Here is a 12,636-nt window from a genome sequence, read left to right on the forward strand (position 1 = left end):
CACCCAGGGACCGAGGCTTTTTGCGTTACAGAACCACAGAACAGCCGCGGACGCCGCCGCACCCGTGTTCACAGACGGCCGGTGGCCTTCAGCGCGAGGTATGCGTCGGCAAGCGCCGGCGGCAGCTCGTCGGGCGTGGCGTCGACGACGGTGACTCCATGGCGGTGGAGCCGTTCCGCCGTGCCCTCACGGGCAGCCTGAGCCCGCAGCCCGGCGGCGGCCTGGTAGACGGCGTCCGGGCGGCCCCGGGCAGTCGCCATCTCCTGGACGCGCGGGTCGGCCACGGACCCCAGCAGCACCTTGTGCCGCTGGGTGAGCAGCGGAAGGACCGGTAGCAGCCCCTCTTCCACCGGTGCGGGGTCCAGGCTGGTGAGGAGCACGATCAGGGAGCGTGGCGCGGCGTGGGCGAGCGCCGTCGTGGCCAGGCCGCGAGCGTCCGTCTCCACGAGCGACGCCTCCAGCGGGCTCATCGCGGTGACCAGCGCGGGCAGCAGGTCGTGGGCGTTCTTTCCCTTCACCAGGGCCCGTACGCCGCGGTCGTAGGCGAGGAGGCCCACGCGGTCACCGGCGCGTGCCGCGAGCGCGGCCAGCAGCAGCGCGGCGTCCATGGCGGCGTCGAGGCGCGGCGCGTCGCCGACCCGTCCTGCCGAAGTCCGGCCGGTGTCCAGCACCACCAGGAGGCGACGGTCCCGTTCGGGGCGCCAGGTGCGCACGGCGACGTCCGCCTGCCGTGCCGTCGCGCGCCAGTCGATGGATCGCGTGTCATCGCCGGGTACGTACTCGCGGAGGCTGTCGAACTCGGTGCCCTCCCCTCGGGTGAGCGCGCTCGCCCGGCCGTCGAGTTCGCGCAGTCGGGAGAGCTTCGCGGGCAGATGCTTTCGGCTGGTGAAGGGCGGCAGGACCCGCACGGTCCAGGGGACGGTGTGATGGCCCTGCCGCGCCGCCAGGCCGAGCGGGCCGTAGGAGCGGACGGTGACGCGCTCCGAGCCGCGGTCGCCCCGCCGTACCGGGCGCAGCGGCGTTGTGAGGCGTCTGCGGTGCTGAGCGGGGACGGTGACTCGGTGGCGCGACGACGTCAGAGCGGCCGTGGCGGACGGCCATGCGCTCGGCGGCCAGGCGTCTCGCACGTCGGCGCGCAGCGTGCGGCGGGTCGGGTTGGTGACGGTGAGGTGGACTTCGGCTCGGTCGCCGAGTCGAACAGTTGTGTCACCGGAACGGGTGAAAAGGAGCTTTCGCACTGGCGCGGCCAGAGTCACGTCGCACAGAATGGCTAGCAGAAGGGGGAGGTTGACCGCCAGGAAGCCGGTCCAGTGGGGGAAGAGCAGGCCGACGGCGAGAGCGCCGACGGCGGCGATGAGCGCGGTGCGTCCGGTGATGGCCACGGGAAGCCGCCTCAGCGGGGTACGGGGACGTGGGAAAGGACCGCGTTGACCACGGAGTCGGCGGTGATCCCTTCCATCTCCGCCTCCGGACGCAGTTGGAGGCGGTGCCGGAGGGTGGGCAGCGCGAGGGCTTTGACGTCGTCCGGAGTCACGTAGTCCCGGCCGGTCAGCCACGCCCAAGCGCGAGAGGTGGACAGCAGGGCAGTGGCACCTCGGGGGGAGGCGCCGAGCGAGACGGAGGGGGACTCACGAGTGGCACGGCAGATATCGACGATGTAGCCGGCGATCTCCGGTGACACGGTGGTCTTGACGACCGCGTCCCGGGCCGCTTCCAGGTCGGCGGGTGAGGCGACGGGCCGGACACCGGCCGCGTCGAGGTCTCGGGGGTCGAAGCCTTCGGCGTGGCGGGTGAGGACGTCGATCTCGTCCCCGCGGGACGGCAGGGGAACCGTCAGCTTCAACAGGAAACGGTCGAGCTGGGCCTCGGGCAGCGGATAGGTGCCTTCGTATTCGACCGGATTCTGTGTCGCGGCGACCAGGAAGGGCGTGGGCAGAGGTCGGGGGGTGCCGTCGACCGAGACCTGTCCTTCCTCCATGGCTTCCAGCAGGGATGCCTGTGTCTTCGGAGGGGTGCGGTTGATCTCGTCGGCAAGGAGCAGGTTCGTGAATACCGGGCCCGGCTGGAAGGTGAACTCGGCGGTGCGGGCGTCATAGACGAGGGAGCCCGTGACGTCGCTCGGCATCAGGTCGGGGGTGAACTGGACCCGCTTGGTGTCGAGGTCGCAAGACGCGGCGAGAGCGCGCACGATGAGCGTTTTGGCTACGCCGGGCACGCCTTCGAGGAGCACGTGCCCTCGGCACAGCAGCGCGACGACCAGGCCGGTGACGACCGGGTCCTGGCCGACGACCGCCTTGGCGATCTCGGTTCGCAGGGCCTCCAGGGAGGCTCGGGCGCTGTCGGAGGTCGGGGCACTCACGGGGCGCGGTCCTTGTCAGTCGGGGGCGAGTGGAGGCCGGTGGGACGGAAGGCCGGCGGCCTGCCGGAGCGCACGTGACGTTCCAGGGCGTCGAGGTCGTCGGCAAGCCGGACCAGCGCGGCGTCGTCGGCCGGCGGAGGGCCGAACAGCAGGGCGGCGACGTCCGACTCGCCGGGTCCGCCGGCGGCGAGGCNGGCGACGTCCGACTCGCCGGGTCCGCCGGCGGCGAGGCGGGCGTGGAGGGCGGGCGCCAACGCTTCCGGGCGGTGCGCGTGGGCGGCGGGCACGCCGACGAGCGGCGCGATGCGGCGGCGGGTGGCCGCACGCAGCGTGCCGGCGGCGCGGTCGCGGGCGTTCACCTGCTGGTAGAGACGGGCGTGCCCCTCGGTCGTTTCCGAGGCGCGCACGGTGACGGGCAGGCGTTCGACCACGAGCGGGCCGAGTCTGCGACCCCGCCACAGGGCGGCGAGTGCCGCCGCGACGGCGAGTTGCAGCAGGCCCCAGCGCCAGCCCGCGGGGATGAGGTCGAAGAAGCCGCGGTCTTCCGCGTCGGTGGCGGCGGCGTCACCCAGGGAGGGGAGGTACCAGACCAGATGCGGCCGGGAGCCGAGGAGTTGCAGGGAAAGGGAGGCGTTGCCCCGTTGGTCGAGGCGGCCGTTGTAGAGGAGGGTGGCCGCCCCGAGCAGGACGGTGTCGCCTCCGGCCCCGTTCGGAACGCGCAGCAGGGTGGGCAGGCCGTCGCCGGGGTAACACCGGTCGGCACCCGCCGCCGTGGTGAGGTATCGGGTGCCGCCGAGTTCGGCGTCGCCTGCCCGCCGTGCGGCGGGCAGCGCGCAGCCGGGAGGGCGGGGGGCGATGTCGGTGGCGGATGCGGCGCGGACCTGCGGGGCGAGTCCGGCGGTGGCCGCCGGGCCGGGGGCCAGCAGGACGGTCCGGCCGCCCGCCGGGGCGGTGGCGTCGCGCAGGGCGGCCCGTTGCCGGGCGGTCAGCAGGTCGGGCTCGGTGACCAGCAGTGTGGTGTCGCGGCCCGCCGCGCGGACGGCCTCGCGGGTGCTGGTGACGACCCGCACGGTGACGCCCCGCTCGGTGAGGAGCGCGCCGAGGGCGCGGCTGCCGTCGCGGTCGGTGGAGCGCGGGTCGAGGCGGCCGTGCTGGTCGCCCGAGCGCAGGGTGGCCAGCAGCAGGCCGGCCACGAGCAGCACGGCGACGGCGAGCAAGGGGCCGCGGGCCCGGTTCCACAGGTCCCGGGCGCCGGGGGACGCCGCGGTGGCGGCGGTTCCGGCCGCCGTCATCCGGCGGCCCCCGGGGATGCGGCGGCCAGGCGCGCCTCGGCTTGCTCCAGAGACAGGTCGAGATCGCGCAGACGGGCGTACTCCTCGGCGGTGGCCGGACGTCCGCCGTATGCGACGTCGTCGAAGGCGCGGGCGGCCGCTCGCAGCCGGCCGGCGAATCCGGGCAGCGTGCGGGCGGCCTCGTCGGCGGCCTCGTCGGCGGTGCGCCCGGGGCGGGGGTCGAGGAGGGCCCGTTCCTCCAGCCCGCGGACCAAGGCGCGCATGCGTTCCTGGACGGCCTGGTCCCAGTGGTTCTCCGCTGCGAGCCGTTCGGCCGTGGAGCGGTGCTCGGCCGCGCTGAGTGGGCGATGGTGGAAGACCGTGCCCGGTGCCGGGCGGGCGAGCTGTGGGGTACCGAGGCGCAGCCGCAGGGCGACGACGAGCAGGATTACCACCACGAGAATGGCGGCCAGGCCCACGCCGCCTCCGGGGGTGGCGCTGGACGCGGCGCCGAAGAGGCCGTCGACCTGCCGCCAGGCCCAGCTCAAAGCCCGCTGGACGGGGTTTTGCCGCCGCTCCCGGTACATGTGCTTGGCCAGCTCCCGCCGCGCCGCCTCACGGGCGGGCCCGCGCGGGTCCGTCAGCGGTGTCGGACCGTCGGAGCGCGGCGTGACCAGCGCCGTCAGCGCGCCGTGCGGGATGGCCACCGGGTCAGTTCCCGGGAGTCGTGCCGACGGTGTGGCCCGACCCGGCTCCAGAGGCGCCGTAGCCGGGGAGGCCGGCGGCCCGGGCCAGTTCGATGTCGAGGGCCTCACGGCGGATCCGCTGGTCCAGGTAGAGCAGAGCGGTCACCCCCGAAGTGATCGGGAAGGTGACGGCGGAGCTGATCACGCCGCCGATCCCGATGACGACCAGGAAGGGCCAGCCGACCGTGGCGTCCTCGCCGGACAGCCAGTCCGAGGCACTGTCGCCGCCGACGGCCATGGCGACGATGCTGGCCGGGATCTCCACAATGGCGCCGATGACGAAGACCATGACGATGGCGAGGAGCTGGATGCCGAACACGCGCCACCAGGCGCCCCGTACCAGCCTGGCGGACCGGCGCAGGGCCGCTGCCACTCCCTGCTTCTCCAGCATCAGGGCGGGCGGTGCGAGGCTGTAGCGCACCCACAGCCAGATGGCGGCGACCGTGCCGGCGAGCCCGCCGAGAACGGACAGTGCGGCGCCCCCGCTGCCCGCGCCCGCCAGGGCGAGCAGCAGGCCCGGCACCACGCCCGCGACCGCGACGCCGGCGGCGATCAGCGGCAGCAGGAAGAGCAGTGCGCACAGCCGGCCCAGCCGCGGGCGGGCGCTGTGCCACGCCTCCTTGACGGAGACGGCCCGGCCCAGGACGGCCCGGCCGATCACCACGGTGAGCAGGGCGGTGGTGACGATGGTGCCGAGAACGCCGACCAGCAGGGTGACCGCGCTGCTGCCCAGGGCGCCGCCCACGGCGTCCAGGGTCTCCCGGGGCGTGGGGTCGGGGTTGTCGTCGAGGGCGTCCAGGCCGGAGGCGTCCCGGAACCAGAGGCCGGTGGCGATCGTGACCAGGGTCTGCGTGACCACGGCCACGGCCAGCGAGATGCCCAGCACGGTTCGCCAGTGCGCACGCATGGTGGACACCGCCCCGTCGAGGATCTCCCCGACGCTCAGCGGGCGCAGCGGGATGACCCCGGGGCGCGCCGCGGGCGGCGGCGGTGTCCAGCCCGCTCCCCAGCCTCCTTGCCGTGGCGGCCCGGACCAGGCGGGCGGCGGCGTGGGGCCGCCCGGGGGAATCGACCAGTGACCTGCGGGGGGCGCTTGGCTGGACCATCCCGAGGCGGGCGGCGCCTGATCGGCGGGGCGGGCCGGTTCCTGGGTGCCGGCGCGCTCGGGCTCCTCGGAAGGGGAGGATCCGGGCGGTGCCCAGCCCGGAGAGTCGTTCATCGTCACTCCTTCTCAAGGGCCTTCCCAGCGGCCGTTCGCGGTTGCGGCGGACGTGTGCCAGCCATCGTGCCACGGTGCGCCGGGCCGCGTGCCGGGTGCCGTGGGCGGGCCGCTACTTCAATAGTCGGTGCCCGAAGAGGCAGACTGGGCGGATGGCTGATCAGCACTCGGTATTCGCGGACGGCACCACGCCGCCGATCGCCGTCGCACTGCGCTGGGAGGAACCCCCCGAGGGGCCGGTGCTGGTGCTCCTCGACCAGACGCGGCTTCCAGCGGAGGAGGTCGAGCTGGTGTGCACCGACGTGCAGGTACTGGTGGAGGCCATCCGTTCGCTGGCCGTGCGGGGCGCCCCCATGCTGGGCATCGCCGGCGCGTACGGTGTGGCGCTCGCCGCGGCGCGGGGCTTCGACGTGGACGAAGCCGTCGAGCTCCTGTCGCACGCTCGTCCTACGGCCGTCAACCTCGCCTACGGGGTGCGGCGTGCCGCCACGGCGTACCACGACGCACTCCGGGCCGGCGGGGACGACAAGCGGGCCGCCGCCGCTGCCCTGGCCGAGGCCCGCGCCCTGCACGCGGAGGACGCGGAGGCCAGTCGGCGCATGGCCGAGCACGGCCTGGCCTTCCTCGACGAGCTGCTGCCGGGCGGCCGCTACCGCATCCTCACCCACTGCAACACCGGTGCGCTCGTCTCCGGTGGCGAGGGCACCGCCTTCGCCGTGGCCGGCGCGGCGCACCGGGCCGGACAGCTACGGCGCCTGTGGGTGGACGAAACCCGGCCGCTGCTCCAGGGAGCGCGGCTGACCGCGTACGAGGCGGCGCGCGCGGGCATGGCATACACCCTGCTCACGGACAACGCGGCCGGATCGCTTTTCGCGGCCGGCCAGGTGGACGCGGTCCTGATCGGCGCAGACCGCATCGCCGGGGACGGGTCGGTGGCCAACAAGGTGGGCAGCTACCCGCTCGCGGTGCTGGCCCGCTACCACCACGTGCCGTTCGTCGTGGTGGCCCCGACCAGCACGGTGGACCTGGCCACGCCGGACGGCGCGGCCATCGAGGTCGAGCAGCGCTCGGGACACGAGGTGACGGACGTCACGGTCCCCTACGTTCCGGGGTCAGGGATGGAGCCGGGCGCGGGGGTACCGGTCGCCCCGCTGGGCACGCAGGCCTACAACCCGGCCTTCGACGTGACCCCGCCGGAGCTGGTGACGGCGATCGTCACGGAGAAAGGAGTGGTCTCCCCGGTCACCGCGGACGGCATCGCCGAGCTGTGCACCCGGTCCTCGACCGGGTGACGGCCGACACCCGGCACGGCCGCCGCCTCGTGCGGGGCCGACAGCACCCGCCGGTGGGCCGGGGTGACCCGGTCCACCGGCCTACGAGCCCTGCCGCCGCCGCGCGAGGGTGCGGGCCTTGCGGGCCTCGGCCGCCTTTCGTACTCCTTCGGCGCGACGCTGGGCGTATCCGGGAGGCTCGACCACGTGAAAGCACAACCCGCACACGTACCCGCCTTCGGGGCCTTCGAGTACGGGGTTCTTGCACATCTCGCAGCGCACCGCGGCCGCGTCGCTGGAAGGAGATTCACTCATCCGCCGGAGACTCCACAGTTGTTGCAGGACCAGCGCCCGTCAGGGCCCTGTATGACTGTTGCGCCACAATTCGTGCAGTTCATAACCGCCTCCCCCTCCTTGCATGATGGCACTCAGGCACTGCGGGCGGAAGCGCTCAAAGCCGTCACCCACGACCGCGGACGGCCCCCGTGTGCCCACCCTGCACGCCCTGACATCCCCCCTGACATCCACGCCTGCCGCCGACAGCGGCAAACACCCGTCGTCGCCGAGGTCTGCCGCACGCATCGCGCCACGCCGGTAGCCTGGTCGCCGCTCGTCCATCGACTGGATGCGGAAATGAGATGATGCTGATATGAAAGGACGCGTCCTTGTCGTCGACGACGACACCGCGCTGGCGGAAATGCTCGGCATCGTCCTCCGCGGAGAAGGCTTCGAACCGTCGTTTGTGTCGGATGGCGACAAGGCTCTCGCCGCCTTCCGCGAGATCAAACCCGATCTGCTGCTGTTGGACCTGATGCTGCCCGGACGGGACGGCATCGAGGTCTGCCGGCAGATCCGTGCCGAGTCGGGAGTGCCGATCGTCATGCTGACCGCCAAGAGCGACACGGTCGATGTGGTGGTCGGGCTGGAGTCCGGCGCGGACGACTACATCATCAAGCCGTTCAAACCCAAGGAGCTGGTGGCCCGGATCCGGGCGCGGCTGCGGCGGTCGGAGGAGCCGGCGCCCGAGCAGCTGACCATCGGCGACCTGGTGATCGACGTCGCCGGGCACGCGGTGAAGCGGGACGGGCAGTCGATAGCGCTGACGCCGCTGGAGTTCGACCTGCTGGTGGCGCTGGCCCGCAAGCCGTGGCAGGTGTTCACCCGCGAGGTGCTGCTGGAGCAGGTCTGGGGCTACCGGCACGCCGCCGACACGCGGCTGGTGAACGTGCACGTGCAGCGGCTGCGCTCGAAGGTCGAGAAGGACCCGGAGCGGCCGGAGATCGTGGTGACCGTCCGCGGCGTGGGGTACAAGGCGGGGCCGAGCTGACATGTCCGGGCACGGCGCGGCTCCGCTGCCCGGCGGGCGAGGAGGCGGCGCCCCGGAGAGCACCCGCGTGGGGCGGCCCGTGAGCTCTGCGGGCGGAAGGCCGCCACGCCAGCGGCTGTGGAGCGGCGGCCTGCTGCCCGACGGGGCGTCCGGGGGGCCGGTGCACCCGCTGATCCGGCTGTTCGGCCGCTGGGTGCGCCGTCCGCTGCTGCACGCTGCCCGGCTGTGGCGGCGGAACATCCAGTTGCGGGTGGTGGCCACCACCCTGCTGATGTCGCTGGGCGTGGTCATCCTGCTCGGCTTCGTCGTCATCGGTCAGGTGCGCAACGGCCTGCTGGACGCCAAGCGCCACGCGGCGGAGGGCCAGGCGGCGGGCGGCTTCGACGTGGCCCAGCAGATGGCCGACCGCAAGGGCGACAGCCGTGACCAGGACGGCGTCACCACGGGCGGCAGGGGTGAGCAGGACTCCGGCGCCTGGCTGACCGACCTGGTCGAGCAGCTGGCCAGCGGCGGCAAGGGCGCTTACTCCGTGCTGGCGCTCAGTTCCGCGTCCGACGCGCCCTACGCCGCCAGCCGCGGGCCGCGCGCTTCAGGCGACATCGAGCCGGACAGCGTGCCCGCGAAGCTGCGGCAGGCGGTCAGCGAGAACACGGCCACCTACGAGCGGTACGCGCGCATAGCGCACGACAGCTCCCGCCCCTCCCAGGCCGGGCTGGTCATCGGCAAGCAGCTCAACGACAACAACGGCGAGCCGTACCAGCTCTACTACCTCTTCCCCTTCACCCAGGAGGAGAAGTCGCTGAGCCTGGTGACCGGCACCCTGGCCACGGCCGGGGTGTTCGTGGTGGTGCTGCTCGGCGCCATCGCCTGGCTCGTGGTGCGGCAGGTGGTCACGCCCGTGCGGATGGCCGCCGGCATCTCCGAGCGGCTGGCGGCCGGGCTGCTGCGGGAGCGGATGAAGGTCAGCGGCGAGGACGACATCGCCCGCCTGGGCGAGGCGTTCAACAAGATGGCGCGCAGCCTCCAGCTCAAGATCCAGCAGATGGAGGACCTGTCCCGGATGCAGCGCCGGTTCGTCTCGGACGTCTCCCACGAGCTGCGCACCCCGCTGACGACCGTAAGGATGGCGGCGGACGTCATCCACGAGGCGCGGGGCGACTTCGACCCGGCCACGGCGCGGTCGGCCGAGCTGCTGCGCGGCCAGCTCGACCGCTTCGAGTCGCTGCTGGCCGACCTGCTGGAGATCAGCCGGTTCGACGCGGGCGCCGCCGCCCTGGAGGCCGAGCCGGTGGACCTGCGCGAGGTGGTGAACCGGGTGGTCTACGGGGCGGAGCCGCTGGCCGACGCCAAGGGCACCCGTCTGGTCGTACAGGGCGCCGAGCAGCCCGTGGTCGCCGAGGCGGACGGACGCCGCGTGGAGCGGGTGCTGCGCAACCTGGTCGTCAACGCGGTGGAGCACGGCGAGGGCCGGGACGTGGTCGTGCGTCTCGCCGCGGCGGACGGCGCGGTCGCCGTCGCCGTACGCGACTACGGCGTGGGCCTGAAGCCCGGCGACGCCGCGCGCGTGTTCAACCGGTTCTGGCGGGCCGACCCGGCGCGCGCCCGCACCACCGGGGGCACGGGGCTCGGCCTGTCGATCGCCCTGGAAGACGCCCGGCTGCACGGCGGCTGGCTGCAGGCATGGGGCGAGCCGGGCGGCGGCTCGCAGTTCCGGCTGACGCTGCCGGCCACCGCGGGCGAACCGCTGCGCGGCTCGCCCATCCCGCTGGAGCCCGAGGACTCCGAGCGCAGGCGTTCCCAGGAGTCCTCCGCGACGCCGCCGGAGACCGGCGAGGCGCCGCGGGCAGCCGACGACGCGCCGCGAGAGCCTGCCGGGGCCGCCGCCCGGCCCGCACTCGTACCGGCCCAGCCGCGCGCCGCCCTGCTGCCGGCGGGCTCCGACGGGTCCGCGTCTCCCGCCCGGTCCGCGCGGGACGGGGAACGGAAGCCGGACGAGCCCGACTCGGAGCGCACGGCGCTCACCGGGCCCGCGCGGGCCACGGCACCCCCGGCGCGGCAGCCCGAGCAGCATCCCGAACGGAAGGACCGCCCCCGTGGGCGCTGACCACCCCGCCCGCCGCCCGCGCCGGCCGCGTTCGCGCGGCCGCCGGCCGGCCACGACCGTTCTGCTGGCCTGCGGAGCCCTGCTGCTCGCGGCTTGCGCGTCCATGCCCGACAGCGGAGACGTGCACCGGGTCGACTCCTCCCCGCCGGACGACGTCGACTCCCAGGTGCGGGTGTACGGGGTGCGGCCGGGCCACGGCGAGCAGCCCATGGAACTCGTCTCCGGCTTCCTTGAGGCGACGACGAGCGACGAGGAGAACTTCGGCACGGCCAAGGAGTACCTGACCGCGAAGGAGGCGCAGACCTGGAGGCCGTTCACCGGTGTCACCGTGCTGGAGGACGCCCCCGTCCCGAAGGTCGAGCCCGACGCCGGGCGGGACGGCGACGGGGTGACAGTCGTGCTGTCCGGGACCCAGGTCGCCAGGGTGACCTCCCGGCATGTCTACGTGCCGCGGAAGCAGCACTTCGAGGCGCGCGTCCACCTGACCAAGGACGACTCCGAGTGGCGGATCGACAGCCTGCCGAACGGCCTGGTGCTGGGCGAGTCCGACTTCCAGCGGATCTACCACTCGGTCAACCGGTACTACTTCGCCGAGCTGGGCCCGGACGTGGCCACGTCCAGCATGGGCGGGGACGTGCTGGTGGCCGACCCCGTCTATCTGCGGCGCCGCATAGATCCCGTCACCGCCACCGTCAAGGCGCTGCTGGACGGCCCGACGACCTGGCTCAACCCGGTCGTCCGCACGGCCTTCCCGCGCGGCACCGCGCTGGTCCACCAGAGCGGGAAGCTCGCTCCGGACGACTCCGACACGCTCAAGATCCAGCTGACCGGACGGGCGGTCGACGCCGGGCAGGACGAGTGCCGGCAGATGGCGGCGCAGGTGCTGTTCACCGTGCGGGACGAGGGCTCCGCCAAGATCGGCGGTGTGCGGCTGGAGCACTCGGACGGCGCGGAGCTGTGCTCCCTGTCCAGCGACGGCGCGCAGGCGTACGCGCCGGACCAGATCGAGGGCGACCCGCAGTACCAGTACTTCGTCGACGCCGACCACCGGATGGTGCGGCTGTCCGACGTGGAGGACGGCGCCCACCCGGTCCCGGGACCGTTCGGCGAGCGGGGCGCCGGGCTGCGGTCGGTGGCGGTCTCCCGGGACGAGCAGCAGGCCGCCGGGGTCTCCCGCGACGGCCGCTCGCTGTACGTGACCGGCATGACCCCGGAGGTGCGGCGCGGCGCGGCGCGGCTGCACAGCGCGTCCGCCGGCTCGGCGTACGGCTTCGCGGCGCCGAGCTGGGACGGCCTCGGGGACCTGTGGGTGGCCGACCGCGACCCGGACGGGCCGCGGCTCGTGCGGCTGCACCAGGGGACCGGTGCGCCCAAGCACGTCAGGATGCCCGACCTCGGCGGCGGGCGGATCGCGGCGCTGCGGGTGTCCGCCGACGGCACGCGAATCGCGCTGCAGGTCCAGCGTGGGGCGCACACGACGCTGTGGCTGGGACGCGTCGAGCGGCGCGGCGGCCGTGGCGGGCCGGAGCTGTCCGTGGCCGGGTTGCGCCGGATCGCCCCGAGGCTGGAGGAGGTGGACGCCATGGCCTGGGCGGGCAGCAGCCGCCTGGTCGTGGCGGGCCGTGAGCCGGGCGGGGTGCAGCAGCTGCAGTACGTGGAGACCGACGGCTCCCCGGCCAACGTCCCGGCCGTGCCCGGCCCCAACCGGGTCGAGGCGGTAGCGGCGCCGGACAACGCCGGCCGGCCCAGGCCCCTGCTGGCCGCCACGCTGGACGGCATCGTGCGCATGCGTCCCAACGGCGACTGGCAGACCGTGGCCAGGGACGGCGCAGCGCCCGTCTACCCCGGCTGAACCGGCGGCTCAGCTACCCCGGCTGAACCGGCGGCTCAGCGAATCTCTGACGCTGAATCCCCAGCTCAGCGCGTTTTCCACAGGGGCCGCAGCCGGGTTTTCCACAGGGCTGGCGGGCAGCCTCCCGGCACGGGACAGTAGGAGCATGCGCAGCTGGTGGCAGGAGCTCGCCGACCTGGTCCTGCCGGCCGACTGCGCGGGGTGCGGGCGTCCGCGCGGTCCCCTGTGCGACCGCTGCCGTGCGGCGCTGTGCGGGGCCGGGGCCCGCGCGGCGCGGCCCAGCCCGCCGCCGCGGGATCTCCCGCCGGTCCACGCGGCGGTGGCGTACGCCGACGAGGTGCGGGCCGTGCTGCTCGCGCACAAGGAGCGCGGCGCGGTGCGGCTCGCCGATCCGCTGGGCGAGGCCCTGGCGGGGGCGGTGCGCGCGGCCCGCGCCGCGGCCGGGCAGGTCGCCTCCGCCGGCCCGCCCGCGGCCTGCCGGGTGGGC

General features: G+C 74.2%; 10 protein-coding genes and 1 pseudogene. 5 read left to right on the forward strand and 6 right to left on the reverse strand.

From position 1 onward, the window contains the following. Window positions 1–68 precede the first annotated feature (68 nt). From RKE29_RS21820 to RKE29_RS21840, 5 genes are all read right to left on the reverse strand, one after another. Window positions 69–1,382, reverse strand: coding sequence for a DUF58 domain-containing protein (locus RKE29_RS21820; RefSeq protein WP_312007229.1), 1,314 nt, complete (start codon window positions 1,380–1,382; stop codon window positions 69–71). Between the two features lie 11 nt (window positions 1,383–1,393). Then, entirely contained in the window at window positions 1,394–2,359 is a 966-nt protein-coding gene (locus tag RKE29_RS21825) for a MoxR family ATPase (protein WP_312007230.1), read from the reverse strand. Further along, window positions 2,356–3,651 carry a DUF4350 domain-containing protein gene (locus tag RKE29_RS21830; RefSeq protein WP_312007231.1) on the reverse strand — a complete coding sequence of 432 codons (1,296 nt, stop codon included), beginning with the start codon at window positions 3,649–3,651 and terminating at the stop codon, window positions 2,356–2,358. Before RKE29_RS21830 ends, RKE29_RS21825 begins: the two co-directional genes overlap by 4 nt. Further along, window positions 3,648–4,337 (reverse strand): DUF4129 domain-containing protein, encoded by a 690-nt coding sequence (locus RKE29_RS21835; protein ID WP_312007232.1) that lies wholly within the window; start codon window positions 4,335–4,337, stop codon window positions 3,648–3,650. Before RKE29_RS21835 ends, RKE29_RS21830 begins: the two co-directional genes overlap by 4 nt. Window positions 4,338–4,341: 4 nt before the next feature. Continuing rightward, entirely contained in the window at window positions 4,342–5,595 is a 1,254-nt protein-coding gene (locus tag RKE29_RS21840; protein WP_312007233.1) for a hypothetical protein, read from the reverse strand. Window positions 5,596–5,747: 152 nt separating this feature from the next. Between RKE29_RS21840 and mtnA the strand changes: the two genes are divergently transcribed. After that, a complete protein-coding gene (gene mtnA, locus RKE29_RS21845) occupies window positions 5,748–6,887 on the forward strand; it encodes an S-methyl-5-thioribose-1-phosphate isomerase (protein ID WP_312007234.1) in 1,140 nt (379 codons plus the stop codon). Between the two features lie 81 nt (window positions 6,888–6,968). On the opposite strand, the gene RKE29_RS21850 is transcribed toward mtnA, so the two are convergent. After that, window positions 6,969–7,181 carry a hypothetical protein gene (locus tag RKE29_RS21850; protein WP_312007235.1) on the reverse strand — a complete coding sequence of 71 codons (213 nt, stop codon included), beginning with the start codon at window positions 7,179–7,181 and terminating at the stop codon, window positions 6,969–6,971. Between the two features lie 334 nt (window positions 7,182–7,515). On the opposite strand from RKE29_RS21850, the gene mtrA reads away from it, so the two are divergent. The 4 genes and pseudogenes from mtrA to RKE29_RS21870 form a co-directional block, all read left to right on the forward strand. Beyond that, window positions 7,516–8,193, forward strand: coding sequence for a two-component system response regulator MtrA (mtrA, locus tag RKE29_RS21855; RefSeq protein WP_312007236.1), 678 nt, complete (start codon window positions 7,516–7,518; stop codon window positions 8,191–8,193). A 1-nt stretch (window position 8,194) separates the two neighbouring features. Continuing rightward, on the forward strand, window positions 8,195–10,297 hold the full coding sequence (gene mtrB / locus RKE29_RS21860) for an MtrAB system histidine kinase MtrB (RefSeq protein WP_312007237.1): 2,103 nt from the start codon (window positions 8,195–8,197) through the stop codon (window positions 10,295–10,297). Continuing rightward, the gene (locus RKE29_RS21865) at window positions 10,287–12,149 is read left to right on the forward strand and encodes an LpqB family beta-propeller domain-containing protein (RefSeq protein ID WP_312007238.1); all 1,863 of its coding nucleotides are present in this window, start codon (window positions 10,287–10,289) and stop codon (window positions 12,147–12,149) included. Before mtrB ends, RKE29_RS21865 begins: the two co-directional genes overlap by 11 nt. 145 nt (window positions 12,150–12,294) lie before the next feature. Beyond that, window positions 12,295–12,636, forward strand: a pseudogene (locus tag RKE29_RS21870) (ComF family protein); the annotation flags it as partial.

The organism is Streptomyces sp. B1866, from assembly GCF_031932565.1.
Lineage (GTDB): Bacteria > Actinomycetota > Actinomycetes > Streptomycetales > Streptomycetaceae > Streptomyces.

Bases quoted from the DNA above. Each gene is read 5' to 3' on its own strand.
- RKE29_RS21840 (WP_312007233.1), bottom strand. From the start codon at position 5,595: ATGAACGACTCTCCGGGCTGGGCACCGCCCGGATCCTCCCCTTCCGAG.
- mtnA (WP_312007234.1), top strand. From the start codon at position 5,748: ATGGCTGATCAGCACTCGGTATTCGCGGACGGCACCACGCCGCCGATC.
- RKE29_RS21850 (WP_312007235.1), bottom strand. From the start codon at position 7,181: ATGAGTGAATCTCCTTCCAGCGACGCGGCCGCGGTGCGCTGCGAGATG.
- mtrA (WP_312007236.1), top strand. From the start codon at position 7,516: ATGAAAGGACGCGTCCTTGTCGTCGACGACGACACCGCGCTGGCGGAA.
- mtrB (WP_312007237.1), top strand. From the start codon at position 8,195: ATGTCCGGGCACGGCGCGGCTCCGCTGCCCGGCGGGCGAGGAGGCGGC.